General features: G+C 71.4%; 14 protein-coding genes. 8 read left to right on the top strand and 6 right to left on the bottom strand.

Annotated elements, in window-relative coordinates:
• The first annotated feature begins 61 nt into the window (after nt 1-61).
• From ABD286_RS00340 to ABD286_RS00355, 4 genes are read left to right on the top strand one after another with little or no spacing between them, the layout of a single operon-like run.
• Nucleotides 62-2,575, top strand: a complete 2,514-nt coding sequence (locus ABD286_RS00340) for a bifunctional FO biosynthesis protein CofGH (RefSeq protein WP_344189147.1) — start codon at nt 62-64, stop codon at nt 2,573-2,575.
• 53 nt (nt 2,576-2,628) lie between these two features.
• Entirely contained in the window at nt 2,629-2,892 is a 264-nt protein-coding gene (locus ABD286_RS00345; protein WP_344189149.1) for a phosphoribosyl-ATP diphosphatase, read from the top strand.
• A 13-nt stretch (nt 2,893-2,905) separates the two neighbouring features.
• On the top strand, nt 2,906-3,751 hold the full coding sequence (hisG, locus tag ABD286_RS00350; RefSeq protein ID WP_344189151.1) for an ATP phosphoribosyltransferase: 846 nt from the start codon (nt 2,906-2,908) through the stop codon (nt 3,749-3,751).
• Complete coding sequence (locus tag ABD286_RS00355) at nt 3,748-4,248, top strand: PH domain-containing protein (RefSeq protein ID WP_344189153.1); 501 nt, start codon at nt 3,748-3,750, stop codon at nt 4,246-4,248. The genes hisG and ABD286_RS00355 overlap by 4 nt, the downstream gene beginning before the upstream one ends.
• Before the next feature lie 330 nt (nt 4,249-4,578).
• Here ABD286_RS00355 and ABD286_RS00360 read toward each other — a convergent pair whose 3' ends face one another.
• Nucleotides 4,579-5,181, bottom strand: a complete 603-nt coding sequence (locus ABD286_RS00360) for a sigma-70 family RNA polymerase sigma factor (protein WP_344189154.1) — start codon at nt 5,179-5,181, stop codon at nt 4,579-4,581.
• Nucleotides 5,181-5,624, bottom strand: coding sequence for a MarR family winged helix-turn-helix transcriptional regulator (locus tag ABD286_RS00365; protein ID WP_344189155.1), 444 nt, complete (start codon nt 5,622-5,624; stop codon nt 5,181-5,183). Before ABD286_RS00365 ends, ABD286_RS00360 begins: the two co-directional genes overlap by 1 nt.
• A gap of 1,359 nt (nt 5,625-6,983) precedes the next feature.
• On the opposite strand from ABD286_RS00365, the gene ABD286_RS00370 reads away from it, so the two are divergent.
• Nucleotides 6,984-7,985, top strand: a complete 1,002-nt coding sequence (locus ABD286_RS00370) for an aminoglycoside phosphotransferase family protein (protein WP_344193179.1) — start codon at nt 6,984-6,986, stop codon at nt 7,983-7,985.
• A gap of 9 nt (nt 7,986-7,994) precedes the next feature.
• Here ABD286_RS00370 and ABD286_RS00375 read toward each other — a convergent pair whose 3' ends face one another.
• The 3 genes from ABD286_RS00375 to ABD286_RS00385 are packed head-to-tail and all read right to left on the bottom strand — an operon-like array spanning nt 7,995 to nt 10,985.
• On the bottom strand, nt 7,995-9,188 hold the full coding sequence (locus tag ABD286_RS00375; RefSeq protein ID WP_344189157.1) for an MFS transporter: 1,194 nt from the start codon (nt 9,186-9,188) through the stop codon (nt 7,995-7,997).
• 37 nt (nt 9,189-9,225) lie between these two features.
• Nucleotides 9,226-10,344, bottom strand: coding sequence for an FUSC family protein (locus ABD286_RS00380; RefSeq protein WP_344189159.1), 1,119 nt, complete (start codon nt 10,342-10,344; stop codon nt 9,226-9,228).
• A gap of 5 nt (nt 10,345-10,349) precedes the next feature.
• Nucleotides 10,350-10,985, bottom strand: coding sequence for a nucleoside/nucleotide kinase family protein (locus ABD286_RS00385; RefSeq protein ID WP_344189161.1), 636 nt, complete (start codon nt 10,983-10,985; stop codon nt 10,350-10,352).
• Nucleotides 10,986-11,016: 31 nt separating this feature from the next.
• Here ABD286_RS00385 and hisF point away from each other — a divergent pair, with 31 nt between their 5' ends.
• A complete protein-coding gene (gene hisF, locus ABD286_RS00390; protein WP_344189163.1) occupies nt 11,017-11,790 on the top strand; it encodes an imidazole glycerol phosphate synthase subunit HisF in 774 nt (257 codons plus the stop codon).
• 36 nt (nt 11,791-11,826) lie between these two features.
• On the opposite strand, the gene ABD286_RS00395 is transcribed toward hisF, so the two are convergent.
• On the bottom strand, nt 11,827-12,471 hold the full coding sequence (locus ABD286_RS00395) for a TIGR03085 family metal-binding protein (RefSeq protein WP_344189165.1): 645 nt from the start codon (nt 12,469-12,471) through the stop codon (nt 11,827-11,829).
• Nucleotides 12,472-12,673: 202 nt separating this feature from the next.
• Here ABD286_RS00395 and ABD286_RS00400 point away from each other — a divergent pair, with 202 nt between their 5' ends.
• Nucleotides 12,674-14,542, top strand: a complete 1,869-nt coding sequence (locus ABD286_RS00400) for an ABC transporter ATP-binding protein (protein WP_344189167.1) — start codon at nt 12,674-12,676, stop codon at nt 14,540-14,542.
• Nucleotides 14,539-16,320, top strand: a complete 1,782-nt coding sequence (locus ABD286_RS00405) for an ABC transporter ATP-binding protein (RefSeq protein WP_344189169.1) — start codon at nt 14,539-14,541, stop codon at nt 16,318-16,320. The genes ABD286_RS00400 and ABD286_RS00405 overlap by 4 nt, the downstream gene beginning before the upstream one ends.
• The last annotated feature ends 86 nt before the right edge of the window (nt 16,321-16,406 follow it).

Here is a 16,406-nt window from a genome sequence, read left to right on the forward strand (position 1 = left end):
CTGGCTCAACACCGGCACGGCCCCCTGCGCGGGGGCGCGACGCCGTGGTTAGGCTCACGCAGTGACTGACAACGCGATGCGACGGGCGCTGGCCCGGGCCCGGGACGGCAAGGCCCTGGATGCGGCGGAGGCCCTGGTCCTGCTGGGGGCCCGCGGCGCCGACCTCGAGCAGCTGTTCACCTCGGCCAGCAGGGTCCGGGACGCCGCAATGGTCGCCGCCGGCCGACCCGGCGTGGTCACCTACTCGCGCAAGGTCTTCATCCCGCTGACGAGGCTGTGTCGCGACCGCTGCCACTACTGCACGTTCGCGACCGTCCCCGGTCGTCTCCCCGCGCCATACCTCTCCCCGGACGAGGTGCTGGAGATCGCGCGGGCAGGGGCGGCTCAGGGCTGCAAGGAGGCGCTGTTCACCCTCGGTGACCGGCCCGAGGACCGCTGGCCCGCGGCGCGGGAGTGGCTCGACGCGCACGGGTACGACGACACGCTCTCGTACGTCCGCGCGATGTCCATCCGCGTGCTGGAGGAGACCGGTCTGCTGCCCCACCTCAACCCCGGTGTCATGACGTGGTCGGACCTCCAGCGGCTCAAGCCCGTCGCCCCCTCGATGGGCATGATGTTGGAGACCACCTCGCGGGCGGTGTTCGAGGAGCCCGGGGGAGCGCACTTCGGTTCTCCCGACAAGGATCCCGCGGTCCGCCTGCGGGTCCTCGAGGACGCCGGCCGCGTCGGCGTGCCGTTCACGACCGGCATCCTCGTCGGCATCGGCGAGGACGCCCAGGACCGGGTCGACAGCATCCTCGCGATCCGCCACGTGGCCCGCGAGTACGGCACCGTCCAGGAGTGCATCGTCCAGAACTTCCGGGCCAAGGATGACACCGCGATGCGCTCGACCCCCGACCTCGGCGAGGAGGAGTACCTCGCCACGATCGCGGTGACCCGCCTCCTGCTCGGGCCCACGGTCACCGTGCAGGCGCCCCCGAACCTGTCCGAGCCCAGCGAGATCGCGCGCCTGCTCGCCGCCGGTGTCGACGACTGGGGTGGCGTCTCGCCCGTCACGCCCGACCACGTGAACCCCGAGCGCCCCTGGCCCGAGATCGAGCGCCTCGAGCAGTGGACCGCCGAGTCGGGGCTGGAACTGGCCGAGCGGCTGACCGCGCACCCCCGGTTCGTCCGTGGAGGGCTGTCCGGCGACGAGCCGTGGTTCGACCCGCGCGTGCGCCCGCACGTCGAGGCCCTCGCCGACCCCGTGACCGGCCTGGCCCGCGTGGGTGCCGTGGCGACCGGTCTGCCGTGGCAGGAGCCGGATGGTGGCCTCAGCGACCTCGGCGCCGGCTCCGGTCGTACCGACCTGCACGCCAGCATCGACACGACCGGGCGGACCGCCGACCGCCGCAGCGACTTCGACCAGGTCTACGGCGACTGGGACGAGGTGGCGACGCGCATCGACGGTTCGGCCGCCCTGCTGCCCAGCGACGCCCGTGCAGCCCTTGCCCGCGCCGAGTCCGACCCCGCCGGCCTGTCCGACGCGGACTACCTGACGTTGTTCACCGCCGACGGTGACGACCTCGAGGCGCTGACGTCACTGGCCGACCACCTGCGGCGCGAGGTCGTCGGGGACGACGTCACCTACGTCGTCAACCGGAACATCAACTTCACCAACGTCTGCTACGTCGGTTGTCGCTTCTGCGCGTTCGCCCAGCGCAAGACCGACGCCGACGCCTACACCCTCTCGCTGGAGGAGGTCGGCACCCGCGCCGCGGAGGCCCAGGCGCTCGGTGCCACAGAGGTCTGCCTCCAGGGCGGGATCTCCCCGGACCTCAAGGCCGGCGCGTACGCCGACATCGTCCGCGCCGTGAAGTCCGCGGCCCCCGGCATCCACGTGCACGCCTTCTCTCCCATGGAGATCGCGACCGCCTCGGCCAAGCAGGGCGTCTCCGCCCGCGCCTGGCTGGAGGAGGTCAAGGACGCCGGGCTCGACTCCATACCGGGCACCGCCGCCGAGATCCTCGACGACGAGGTGCGCTGGGTCCTGACCAAGGGCAAGCTGCCCGCCGACCAGTGGCTCGAGATCGTCGCCACCGCGCACGAGCTCGGCATCCCCAGCAGCTCGACGATGATGTACGGCCACGTCGACCACCCGCGCCACTGGGTCGGCCACCTGCGCCGCCTCCAGGAGCTCCAGGACCGCACGGGCGGGCTCACCGAGTTCGTGCCACTGCCGTTCGTCCACACGAACGCCCCGGTCTACCTCGCCGGCCTCGCCCGCCCCGGGCCCACGCTGCGCGACAACCGTGCTGTCCACGCGGTGGCACGCCTCATGCTGCACGGTCGGATCGACCACGTGCAGACGTCATGGGTCAAGCTCGGCGTCGACGGCACTCGCGCGATGCTCACCGGTGGCGCGGACGACCTCGGCGGCACGCTCATGGAGGAGACCATCAGCCGGATGGCCGGCTCCGAGCACGGCTCCGCCAAGACCGTCGCCGAGCTCACCGAGATCGCCGGTGGCATCGGCCGCCCGGTCCGGGAGCGCACGACCACGTATGGTGCCCCGGCCCGGACGGTGCCTGCCTGACCACCGCCCGACCGGGTTCGTCGGGGGCGGCACCCCACCCGTACCCTTGACGCGTGAAGACCTTCGACGACCTGTACGCCGAGCTGGCCCAGAAGGCGGTGTCCCGCCCCGAGGGCTCGGGCACCGTCCGTGAGCTGGACGCCGGCGTGCATGCCATCGGGAAGAAGATCGTCGAGGAGGCGGCCGAGGTCTGGATGGCTGCCGAGCACGAGGGCAAGGAGCGCACGGCCGAGGAGATCAGCCAGCTGCTCTACCACCTCCAGGTGCTCATGATCGCCTCAGACATCAGCCTCGACGACGTCTACACCCACCTCTAGGAACCACACCCCAATGCTGCGAATTGCCGTGCCCAACAAGGGCTCCCTGTCCGAGGCCTCTGTCGAGATGCTGCGCGAGGCCGGCTACCGCGTCCGTCGCGACAGCAAGGAGCTCGTCCTCACCGACGCCGACAACGACGTCGAGTTCTTCTACCTGCGCCCGCGCGACATCGCCGTCTACGTCGGCTCCGGCACCGTGGACTGCGGCATCACCGGCCGCGACCTGCTGCTCGACTCGGGCAGCGCGGCCATCGAGGTCATGACGCTCGGGTTCGGCGGCTCGACCTTCCGGTATGCCGCGAAGCCCGGCACGTGCGCCTCCGTCGAGGAGATCGCCGGTCGCCGGGTCGCGACCAGCTACTCCGGCCTCGTCGAGAAGCACCTGGCCGGTCTCGGCATCAATGCCGAGGTCGTCCGCCTCGACGGCGCGGTCGAGACCGCGATCACCCTCGGGGTGGCCGACGTGATCGCCGACGTCGTGGAGACCGGCACCACCCTGCGCCAGCAGGGGCTGGAGGTCTTCGGTGACGAGATCCTGCGCAGCGAGGCGGTCCTCATCCGTCGCGAGGGGAGCGGCGAGACCGCCGCGGTCGAGGTGCTGCGCCGTCGCCTCACCGGCGTGATCACCGCCCGCCACTACGTCATGCTCGACTACGACGTGCCGGTGGACCTCGTCGAGGACGCCTGCGCGATCACCCCCGGCCTGGAGTCGCCGACCGTGTCCCAGCTCCAGAACAAGGACTGGGCGGCCGTCCGGGCGATGGTGCCGCGGTCGCGGACGAACGCGATCATGGACGAGCTGTGGGACCTCGGTGCCCGGGCCATCCTCGTGACGGACATCGCTGCGTGCCGGTTGTGAACGACACGAGTGCCGCTGGGCGGTCCGACGAGGCCACCGCGTTCGCGGTGTTCCAGCCGCGCCGTGGTCGGGTGATGGCGCTCGGGATGGCTGCCGCGACCCTCCTGCTGTTCGGGGTCATCGCAGTCTTCCTCCCGGGACCCGCGGAGGCCGGGACGTGGCGCACCGGCGACAAGATCTTCTTCGCGGGCGTCGGGGTGGCGATCGCCTTCCTGCTGTGGAGGTTTGCCTCCATCCGCGCGGTGCCCACCCGCGAGGGCCTCACGGTGCGCAACCTCATCACCACCCGCGTCGTGCCGTGGCGCAGCATCGTCGATGTGCGGTTCGGCGGCGGCGACCCGTGGGTGACCGTCGAGCTCGACGACACCGACACCTTGGCCATCATGGCGATCCAGAAGGCCGACGCGGAGTACGGCCGTGGTGAGGCCAGCCGCCTCGCTGCTCTCGTCCAGGCGCTCGGCCCCTCGGCGAAGAGCCCGGACGTCACTGCCGGCTGAGTTCGGACGCGCTCACTTCCTCGACCCACGGACAGGGAAGGGGATGTCAGCCAGTGCACGGACACGATGTTGGCGTACCACTCCGGAGCCCTACCCGGGTCACCGGCGAAGGCCGCTACGTCCGCGCAGGGTCGCTCGATCGTGCATTCCACGCTCACATCAACGCTCACCAGCGCGTCATCTCCCAACAGCACCGCCTCCATGGGAGAGAGGGTCTGCAGGTGCCGAACACTGGTGGCTCGAGATCGCGAGGTGCAGGTCTGACATCCAGCGCACTCGGGCGGCGCCTGTAGGACCAGCCACCGAACCGCGCGCCCGACGTGGGCTCCTCTAGGCGCTGGCAACCTCTGGGTCGAGAGCATGCGCCAGTGAGCGCAACCCGTCCCTGATACGGGTCTTCGCGGTGCTGTGCGGAATGCCCAGGTGCGAAGCAACCTCGGTGTATGTCAGGCCGTTGAAGTACGCGAGCTGGACGGCGGTGCGCTGCTTCATCGTGAGCGCTGCAAGTGCACCTCGGACTCGGGCGGCCTCGAAGGAGGTGTGTGCCGACTCGGCGGTCGAGTCGAATGGTGCCTGCGTCACCTTCCGTGTCCACACGTCCTCACGGGCGCGGCTCGCACTGACACTGCGGACCCGGTCCACTGCGCGGCGGTGCGCAATGGTCAGAATCCAGCCGGCTGCACTGCCCCGCGACGGTTCGTACCGCCCGGCCTCGGCCCACACGTACGCGAAGACGTCCTGGGTGATCTCCTCGGCGAGTGCGTGCTGGACCACGACGCGCAGCACGAGCCCGAAAACGCGCGGCGCCGTCGCGGCGTAGACGTGCTCGAACGCGGCCTCGTCCCCCGATGCGCAGCGGACCAGCAGGTCGCCCAACGACTGCGCCTCGTCGCCTTCGCCGGTCCACTCGTCGAGTGGTGCGCTGTGCGCCATCACGAGGTTCCCCCCGACATCCGCATCACCAGGTCGTGCAGGTCGTCTCGCAGCCCGCTCAGCTCATCGCCGCACAATCCGGTCTGCTCGACGACGTTCAGCTGCGCGCGCGACGCGCCCAGCTCGACGGCAGCGCCCTGGGTTGTGAGGCGAACTCGACGACTTCGCGCATCGTCCGGGTCCAGGGCGCGCACGACGAGCCCAGCTTCCTCGAGGCGCCCCAGGATGGGGCTGACCGCGGCCGGCGACAGCTGCAACCGGTCGGCAATCTCGTGGGCGGGTTGGTCATCGGACTCCCACAGCACGAGCATCACCAGATACTGCGGATACGTCAGCCCGACGGCTTCCAGCAGAGGTCGGTACGCGCGGGTCACCTGGTTCGTCGCGGCATACAACGCGAAGCACAGCTGGTCGTTCAGTCGCAGATTGCTGGACGTGGTCATCGGCACTCCCTTGTCGGCCATCGGCAACGTAGTTCACGCGTGAACTATCCGCACGGTGGGCGGCCCCCGGCGACAACACTCTGACCGAACAGGTGATACGACAAGCGCCGACGCTTAGCGTTCGAAACCGCCCAATCCGCTCGCTCACGCAAGGAAGAGGGGACCACTTCAGGGTTGTGCACCGCAGGGTTGACCCTCGCAAGACCCTTCGACTCCCGCCTGGGCATCGCATCAGCTACCGGCAGATGACCCCCATCCCGCTGCAACGGCGAGAGAGGCCCGGAGGACCACACGAGTCCACACCTTCATCGATCAGTTCCGGAATCACCCAAGCAGGTGCCTCACCACCCACGGAGACCACCGCTTGTCTGTGGATCAGCAGTCGTACTCATCTCGGCACATCCGCGGAACGCGGCAGGAGCGGACCTTGGGTCTCCGTCAGTCGAACACGATGAGATGACCGTTGTTCGGCTCGGACTCGTGTCCGAGTGCCGCTGTCTCGGGGCCGTCTACGGCAACGCGAATGAGCCGCCATGCCGGGAAGCCGAATCCGCCGGAAGACGCCGAAATCGTGGTTGCGCGCCCGCCAGCGGGCAGAGGCGAGATATCTTCCCAATCCCGATCCCCACCTCCACCAAAGAGGAACTTCCACTGCCCTTGTTCAAGCTTGTAGGAGCCGTGAGTCTGGAACAGTCCATCTGAGGAGAACGACAAGACAGCAACGACTGCACAGTCGTTCTGTCGAGCCTTGGCGAGGAGTCGATACCGCCTTCGCCGGCTAGGGCGAGGATCCGAGGCCGCCGGCAGGTCGTCGGCCAGCGCCCCAAGGGCATAAGTCCAAGGGTCCATGTGCCTACCCTGCCCGAGTCCTCCTCATCGAGGCACGCGCGAGCGTCAGAGCACACCCCGGTAGGCAAGCCGTCCGAGCATCAGGTATCCGAGCCACAGCACAAGGAGCCGTACTCATGGCAAGTGCGGATCGACCGGCCGCCAATGGCACCTCTGGGGTACCACAGCCCGGCAAGGGCTTGGTGTATGTCGTCGCGCGCGAACAAGGGCAACCGGCCGACCGCTGACCCAGATGGCCCGCTTCCTGATCGTACGGCCCTCTTCCTTCACACGACAAGGAAGCGCACAAACGCCGGCTCATCGGCATGAGAGGGCGTCCCCAAGTTCGAGGGAGACGTGCCAGGGGAGAGGCGCCGGACGTGCCGAACTCGTCGACGGCGTCCTCGGTCGGCTGACAGGCAGCTGCCGCCGACGACCTCCGCGTCAGCTGCCGTCCTCGCGAGCGCTTCGTCGCCTCGCCGCAAATCGTTCGCCCTGCACCCTGTTCGCGGCGAGACTGGCGCGGTGCGGATGCATGCCGACCAGCTCGAGGTCTCCCGGTCGACCGTCCGGGCGCTGGTCGCGGACCAGTTCCCGGAGTGGGCCGACCTGCCCGTGACGGACCTCGCGTCGCACGGCACCGTGAACATCCTCTTCCGGCTCGGTGACGAGCTCGTCGCCCGCCTGCCCATGCAGCCCGACGACCCTGACGTGGCCACTCGGCGCGTGGCGCAGGAGGTGGACGCGGCACGCCTGCTCCTCGACCGGGTCCCGGTGCCGACCCCCGAGCCGGTCGCGCTGGGCCGTCCCGGCCCGGGCTACCCCCTGCCGTGGTCGGTCTACCGCTGGCTGACGGGGGCGAACGCCAGCCCGGTGGTCGCCGCCGCGGCCGCCATGGGTCAGGACCCGCCCGTGGTCGGTCCGGACCTCGGCGCCGACCTCGCCGAGGTGGTGCTCGCCCTGCGCGACATCGGTACGGGTGGACGCACCTTCTCGGGTGAGGGGCGCGGGGGAGTGCTGGCCGACCACGACGCCTACGTCGCCCGCGGCCTCGCGAGCAGCGCCGGGCTCATCGACACCGAGGCCCTCGCTGGCCTGTGGGCACGCGTCCGCACCACACCCCGGCACGAGCCGGACACCCTCACCCACGGAGACCTCATGCCCGGCAACCTGCTCGTCGAGGACGGGCGCCTGGCCGCAGTCCTCGACGTCGGGGGCGTGGGACCCGCCGATCCGGCGCTCGACCTCATGCCGGCGTGGAACCTGCTCGATCCCGGTGCCCGGTCAGCGTTCCGGGAGGGACTGGGCGCCGACGACGACCTGTGGGACCGGGGTCGTGCCTGGGCCCTGGCCCAGGCCATCGGCTGCCACGCCTACTACCGCACGACGAACCCCGTCATGTCGCAGACCGCGCACCACACCCTGACGGCCCTGCTCGAGGCCGACGACACCAAGGCCGACGACACCAAGGCCGACGACCTCGAGGCCGACCACATCGAGGCCGACGAGGCCCCGCCCGGAGCCCGCTCGTGACGACCGCGATCAGTCGACCTTGCGCAGTCCCGGTCGCAGCACGAACGACAGGGCCAGCTGGGCGAACATCAACAGCGTCAACGACATCCAGACACCGTCGAAGCCTCCCGTCGCGTCCCGGACAGCGCCCATGGTCGCCGGTCCGAGTGAGGCGAGCCCGTAGCTGAACAAGAACGCCATCCCCGCCAGGCGGGCGCTGGCGGCCGGGGTGGCGGCGTAGTCGACCATGAGGACCAGCCCCAGGGCGAAGGCCGCTCCCTGCCCGAGGCCGAGGACGACGGCCCACACCCAGGGGAGCGTGCCGGGCGCCAGCCAGAGTCCGGCCTGCCCGAGGAGCCCCAGGACCGACGCCGAGACGAGCAGCACCCGCCGGTCGTGCACGCGGTCCGTGAGCGCGGGTGCGAGCAAGCCGGACACCAGCTGCGCGGCCGTGAAGGCGCTGAGAAGGTACCCGGCGTGCGTGGGGTCCCAGCCCCTGCCGGCGTAGGTCGGTGCGAGCCAGGCGAGCGAGGAGTAGAACTCGATCGACTGCACCGCCAGGTAGGCCGCGACCAGCCAGGCGGTGAGGTGCGTCCACGGCAGCCTCGCGGAGGTGACGACCACGGGGTTGGCGGCCCGGTGGCGGGTGTGCCCGCGCCACACGGGGAGCCACGCGAGGGCACCGAGCAGGCCGAGCAGCGACCACGAGCCCAAGGACGCCTGCCACGAACCCAGCCAGCCCTCGAGCGGCACGGACAGCGCGGACGACGCGCCGGCGCCACCCATCATCGCAAGCATGTAGAGGCCGGTGACCAGACCGGCGCGCTCGGGCGGGAAGAGCTCCTTGACCAGCCCGGGCAGCAAGGTCCCCCCGATGGCGATACCGACGCCGGCGACGAACGTCGCGGCATACAGCAGCCACACGTGACCGCCACCGAAGCGCAGGGCGACGCCGACGGCCACGCACACCACGGACAGCTCGATCGCGCCGGCCGCACCGATGCGGGCGGCGACCCGTTGGGCCAACGGTGCGAACGCGCCCATGCACAGGACGGGCAGGGTGGTCAGGGCCCCGAGCGCGGTGTTCGACAGGTCGAGGTCGGCGCCGATCGACGCGACGACGGGCGGGACGCTCGCGATCGCCGTCCGGAGGTTGACCGCCACCGCGACGAGTCCGAGAGCCATGAGCCACAGGGGCGGGAGGTGGTGTCGTCGCGCAGTCATCGACGCCAGTGTCCCAGCAGGCCGGCAGCGCGCGCGGTCAGCCCTCGTCCGCGGTGTGGGTCATCGACTCCGGGACCATGTCGCGGGCCTCGTCGAGGGGGAGGCCGGTGAGCATGAGGAGGTCCACGACCATCGACCGGATCTGCGCTCGCATGACCTCGCCCGACAGGCCGGACGACGGGTCGAGGACCGCGCTGGCCTCGCCGATGCGGTGCAGCCCGACCCGGGCGTGGGTGGGCAACCGGCGCTCGGCGAGCTCGCGGGAGATGTCGGTGGTGGTCTCGGCGAGTGCCTCGAGCAGCCGCAGGTAGCCGTTCGGGACCGGCTCCTCGCGCCAGGTCGCGATCGCCGCACGCCGGACGAGGACCCGCAGGTTGCGGATGGCGCGGTCGAGCGGTTCGAGCAGGTCGGCGATGGCCTGCACCCCGGGCAGGTGCCGACGGCGGAACGGCGAGAGCCGCACGACGGCGATGCCCTCGGCCGACAGCGCCCGTGCCTCGTCGAGCATCGACTCGGAGTCGCGGGCGCGGGCCAGCGTCGCGGAGGCGAGGTCGGAGTCGCCCTCGCGCAGCGCGCGCACCGTGTCGGTGAGGATCGCGCTGATCTCGCCCACCACGAGGGAGGCCTGCTGCCGGGGCCGCCGCAGGGGAGCGGCTGGGGCCACGAGGGTGAAGAGGAGGGCGATCGTGCCGCCGATGACCGCGTCGAGCCACCGGGTGAAGCCCTGCCCGGGGTTCGCGATGAGGGTGGTGACGATGACCGACTGCACGCCGGCCTGCGTCGTGAGGAGCATCCCGGCTCCGAGCAGTGCGGCCACGCTCATCGAGATGACCACCACGACGACGATCTGCCAGACGCCGGACCCGAAGAAGTGGACGAAGGCGTCGCCGACGAACACCCCGACCGCGACACCGATCATCACCTCGCCGACCCGGCGCAGCCGCTGGCCGTAGGACAACCCGAGGCAGATGATCGCGGTCACCGGGGCGAAGAACGGCCGCACGTGGCCGAGCAGGCCCTCGGCCACCCACCACGCCGCCGCCGCACCGACCCCGCACTGGACGATGAAGAACAGTCGGCTCACGAGGCGCTCGGTGCGCGCCCTCGCCTCGCGCCGCGACCGGGCCGCTGCCCGCGAGACGGTGTAGGGGGGCACCCCGGTCAGCCGTTCCCGGAAGAAGGGGCGGGAGTGGGCAATGCGGAGGGCATGCGGCGAGTATGGCGTCCGCCCGCCCCCGAGGTCGTGTCGAGGACGAGGTCGGCCCGCACGCGGGTGCCGTCGGCGGCATACAGGGCGTGCTCCTGTGCGGCCCACCGGTCCCAGAACTCGGCGTAGCCCGGGTCGCGGGCGAGGCCGCGCGAGCGGCGCTCGGCGACGTCACCGTCGACCCACACGAGGACGGACACGAACGCACCGCCGGGCAGCGCCCCCGAGCCGCACCCTTCCACGACGACGACGTCGCCCGACGCCTCGTGCCACTCGGCATACGCCTGCGCTACCCAGTCCCAGCGGCGGTAGCGGGCCGGCCGCCCGGCCACCAGCGGCTCGACGACCCACTCGACGACCCGCTGCGTCGAGTCCGCGAGCCCGTCCCAGCCGGGGTAGAGGTCGTCCATGTGGATGGTCGGGGCGCCGAGCACCTCGGCGACCTCGGCGGCCAGAGTTGTCTTGCCTGCCCCGCTCGGACCGTCGATGGCCACGAGGCGCGTTGAGCCGCAACGGGGTTCGCTCGCACGGATGAGCTGGACGACGCGGTCGACCCGCTCCTGCTCGTCCATCGTGCAGCCGGCTGACATGGGCCCCACCCTAGATCGGTAGCCTTCCCGGGTGAGTGTCGCCACCCGGGTCATCCCCTGCCTCGACGTCGACGCCGGCCGCGTGGTCAAGGGCGTCAACTTCGCCAACCTGCGTGACGCGGGCGACCCCGTCGAGCTGGCCAAGCTCTACGGCGAGCAGGGCGCGGACGAGCTCACCTTCCTCGACGTCACGGCCAGCAGCGGCAACCGCGAGACCACGTACGACATGGTGAGCCGGACCGCCGAGCAGGTGTTCATCCCGCTCACCGTCGGTGGGGGAGTGCGCTCCATCGCCGACGTCGACAGGCTGCTGCGCGCCGGTGCGGACAAGGTCGGCGTCAACACCGCCGCCATCGCCCGTCCCGAGCTCATCGCCGAGATCGCCGACCGGTTCGGGTCGCAGGTGCTCGTGCTGTCCGCCGACGTCCGGCGTCGCCGGGGCGACTCGGGGGCGTTCACCGGGGGGTTCGAGGTGACGACGCACGGTGGACGCCAGGGCACCGGCATCGACGCCGTCGAGTGGTGCGCCCGGACGGCCGAGCTCGGGGCCGGGGAGATCCTGCTCAACTCGATGGACGCCGACGGCACCAAGGACGGCTTCGACCTCGAGCTGATCGAGCTGGTCCGTCCGGAGATCTCCATCCCCCTCATCGCCAGCGGGGGAGCCGGGAAGGTCGGCGACTTCGCCCCGGCCGTGCGGGCCGGCGCGGACGCCGTGCTGGCGGCCAGCGTCTTCCACTTCGGTGAGCTGACCATCGGCGACGTCAAGGACGCCCTGCGCGCCGACGGCCTCTCCGTCCGCTGACACCCATGCCGCACGGCACCACGCGGTCGACGCCTGTCAGCTGAGACCGAGCGGTGCACCCCACAGCGCCTCGACGGCCTCGGCGCTGCCCAGCACCTCGATCTCGGCGACGCGACGGCGCCCGTAGGCCGCGAGCAGCAGCTCCACCGGTGCGCCCTCCAGGACGACCGTCCCGAGCTCGGTGGTGGGCCGGACGTGGGTGGACGTGCCGTCGGGGTCACGCAGCACCACTCCGACCGGGCTGCGGCGGAACAGCAGCCGGCCGAGCCGGTTCAGCGAGGTCCAGACGGCGTGGGACTCGCGCTGGGACACCGTCCGTCGCGGTCCCACCTGCTCGTCACCGCGCAGGACGTCCTCGTGGTGGATGACGAACTCGACGAAGTTCACGAGATCGTCCACCGGCGCGATCCGCGCCGGTGACCACACCGGGGGACCGGACCGCACGAGATCGACGAGCTCGGGCCAGGGCTTCGCGGCATACCCGGCCTGTCCCTCCTCCAGGCGGGAGGCGAGGGCCGGCACCCAGACCCCGGGCGCGAGGTCGGGACGTCGGTCCCGGACGACGAGGTGCGCCGCGAGGTCGGCCGTCGACCACGGCGAGCACAGGGTGGGTGCGTCGGGTCCGGTGGCGAGGAAGGTGTCACACAGGGCGTCGCGCTCGAGCCGGGCGAGGTGGGTCATGGACCCATCATGCGCGGTGCCGGTCGCGCCCGCCGGGTCGGGCGCCGAGCAGGGGCGGGTCCGGGCGCCGGTGGGGACAGCGGCCGGTGGTGCGCGCAGCACAGGCGCTCGCGCGCGCCGCACGGACCGGTCGCCGGTGGTCGTGTCGGCCGCGCGTGAGAGGCTTCGGTGTTCCCACTCGTGCACCATCCGGAGGTTCTCTGTGTCCGTCGACGCCGCGCCGTCGCTGCGCCGCAGTCTCGGCATCGTGGGGGTGGGGATCCGCCGGGAGCCGCGCTGGTTCGGCCTCGCCGTCGCGGGCAGCGCCCTCTACGGCGTGATGACGGTCCTCACCGCCTGGGCCATCGGCAAGGTGACCCGCGAGCAGATCCAGCCCGCGGTCGAGGCCGGCACCGTCACCGCGGCCCAGCTGTGGACGATCTTCGGCTGGGTGGCCGGGGTGGTCGTCGTCAACGTCGTCGGCGTCGTCATCCGCCGCGTCGCCGCCGGTTACACGATGTACAACGTCGCAGCCGGCTACCGGCGCGAGGTGACCCGCCAGTACCTGCGGCTGCCCTTGTCGTGGCACCACCGCCACCCGTCCGGTCAGCTGCTGTCGAACGCGAACGCCGATGTCGAGGCCACCTGGAACGTCTTCGCCCCTCTGCCGATGGCGCTCGGCGTCATCATCATGCTCGTCGCGGGCATCGTGCAGATGGTCCTCGTCGACCCCGTGATGGCGATCATCGGGCTCACCGTCTTCCCCGCACTCTTCCTCGCCAACATGGTCTTCCAGCGCGCGATGTCGCCCCGGGTCTCGCGGGCGCAGCAGCTGCGGGCCGAGGTCAGCGAGGTCGCCCACGAGAGCTTCGAGGCCGCCCTGATCGTCAAGTCGATGGGCCGCGAGGACCAGGAGGCCGCCCGCTTCGAGGAGGTCACCCGCCGGCTGCAGGCCGCCAACGTCGAGGTGGGCCGCACCCGCGGCACCTTCGACCCGGTCATCGAGTCGATCCCGACCCTCGGCACCCTCGCGGTGCTGGTCGTCGGTGCGCACCAGGTGGCCAACGGCGCGCTGGAGCCGGCCGCGGTGGTCCAGGTCGCCTACCTCATCTCGGTGCTGGCGTTCCCCGTCCGCGCCCTCGGCTGGGTTCTCGGAGAGCTGCCCCGCACCGTCGTCGGCTGGGACCGCGTCGACGCCGTCCTCAAGGCCCGCGGCGAGCTGACGTTCGGTGACCAGGAGCTGCCCCGCACCGGAGCCGCCCGGTCGAGCCTGGCGAACGTCGACTACTCCTACGACATCGTCGACGAGCACGGGGTCGAGTCGAAGTTCCAGGCCATCCACGACGTCAGCATCGAGGTGCCAGCCGGGTCGACCGTGGCGCTGGTCGGCCCGACCGGGTCAGGCAAGTCCACCCTGACCAACCTCACGCTGCGCCTCGTCGACCCCGACCGGGGCGACGTGACCCTCGACGGCACCGACCTCCGCGACGTCGTGCGTGGGGGCGTGTCGTCCGTCGCGGCCCTCGTCCCGCAGCAGACCTTCATGTTCGACGACACGGTCCGCGGCAACATCACGCTCGGCGCCGACCACACCGACGACGAGGTGTGGGCCGCCATCGAGGTCGCCCAGGCCGCGGGGTTCGTGTCCGCGCTCCCGGCCGGTCTCGACACCCGTGTCGGCGAGCGCGGCGCGTCCCTGTCCGGCGGACAACGCCAGCGGATCGCGTTAGCGCGAGCCATCATCCGCCGTCCCCAACTGCTCGTCCTCGACGACGCCACCAGTGCCGTCGACCCGGCTGTCGAGCAGGCGATCCTTGCCGGGCTGCGCCGGTCGAGCAGCGGGACGACCGTCCTGGTCGTGGCCTACCGGATGTCGACCATCACGCTCGCCGACGAGATCGTCTACGTCGAGCTCGGTCGGGTGGTCGACCACGGCACCCACCGCGAGCTCCAGGAGCGGTGCGAGGGCTACGAGCACCTCGTCACGGCCTATGCCCGCGAGGCGGCCGAGCGCGCCGCCGTGATCGCCGACGAGGAGGCCGCGCTGGCGGCCGACGTCGACAGCGCCGAGGAAGGGGTGGACGCCAGGTGAGCACCTCCATCGACGCCACCTCCAAGCTCGGCACCCTCGCCACCCTGCGCCGCGGCCTCGACCTGTCACCGGAACTGCGCCGCGGCCTCGGCATCACCCTGGCTCTGGCCGCCGTCACGACCGTCGGCCGCGTCGTCGTCCCGTTCGTCGTCCAGAAGACGACGGACAACGGCCTGCTCGGCAAGGACGGCCCCGACCCGGGGCTCGTGACGCAGTACGTCCTGTTCGCCCTCATCGCCGTCGCCGCGACCGCGGTGACCGCGTATGCCGTCAACGTGCGCCTCTTCCGCGCGTCGGAGGCCGGGCTGGCGACGTTGCGGCTGCGGGCGTTCCGCCACATTCACGACCTGTCGATGCTCACCCAGAACACCGAGCGACGCGGGTCGATGGTCAGCCGCGTCACCTCCGACGTCGACACGATCTCCCAGTTCGTGCAGTTCGGCGGGATCATCCTCATCCTCAGCCTCGGCCAGATCGCCGTGGCCACCGCGCTGATGCTGTTCTACAGCCCGCTGCTCACCGCCGTGGTCTGGCTCTGCTTCGTGCCGCTGCTGTTCGTCATCCGCCGGTTCCAGGCCATCGTGGGCCGGGCGTACACCAAGGTCCGTGAGCGCGTGGGTGACCTGCTCGCCGCCGTGTCCGAGTCGGTCGTGGGTGCCGCCACGATCCGGGCGTACGGCGTCGAGGAGCGCACCGCCGCGCGCATCGACACCGCCATCGAGGGACACCGTTCCGCCGCCATCGGCGCACAGGTCCGCTCGGTCGTGGCGTTCTCCTCGGGTCAGCTCGTCGCCGGCCTGACCCTCGCCGTGGTGCTCGTCGTCGGCACGCTCCAGGCCGTGCACGGCGACCTCAGCCTGGGCCAGCTCCTCGCGTTCCTGTTCCTCGTCAACCTCTTCACCCAGCCGGTGCAACAGGCGACCGAGATCCTCAACGAGCTCCAGAACGCCGTCGCCGGCTGGCGCCGCGTCATCGGGGTCGTCGACACCCGTGCCGACGTCGCCGACCCCGGCGACGACGGGGTCGTCCTCCCGCGCGGCCCGATCACGGTCGACTTCGAGGACGTCTCCTTCGCCTACCCCGGCGGTGACACGGTCCTGCACGACGTCAGCCTCTCGATCGCGCCCCGGTCCCGGGTGGCCATCGTCGGGGAGACCGGCTCGGGCAAGTCGACGTTGGCCAAGCTGCTCACGCGCCTGATGGACCCCACCGACGGCACCGTGCGCATCGACGGCGCGGACCTGCGGGACGTGCGGTTCTCCTCCCTGCGCGAGCGGGTCGTGCTCGTGCCGCAGGAGGGCTTCCTCTTCGACGCCACGCTGCGCGAGAACGTGCGGTTCGGCCGCCCCGAGGCCACCGACGACGACGTCACCCTCGCCATCACCGAGCTGGGCCTCGACGCCTGGCTCGCGGGTCTGCCGCAGGGCCTGGCCACCGAGGTCGGCCAGCGTGGCGAGTCGCTGTCGGCGGGGGAGCGCCAGCTCGTGGCCCTGGCCCGCGCCTACCTCGCCGACCCGGACCTGCTCGTCCTCGACGAGGCCACCTCCGCCGTGGACCCGTCGACCGAGGTGCGCCTGCAGCGCGCCCTCGAGGGACTGACCCGTGGCCGCACCTCGGTCGCGATCGCGCACCGGTTGTCGACGGCCGAGGCCGCCGACGAGGTGGTCGTCGTCGACCAGGGACGCATCGTCGAGCGCGGCCCGCACCGTGACCTCGTCCGCGCCGGCGGCGTGTATGCCGCGCTGCACGACTCCTGGTCGGCCCAGCAACGCGGCTGACCGCGACCCTCCGACGGGTGGCTGTCGGTGGGCTGTTGCATGATGGGTGGCGGACGGCCTGGTCGACAGCCCGGTCGCCCCGATGA

The organism is Pedococcus aerophilus (assembly GCF_039532215.1).
GTDB lineage: Bacteria > Actinomycetota > Actinomycetes > Actinomycetales > Dermatophilaceae > Pedococcus > Pedococcus aerophilus.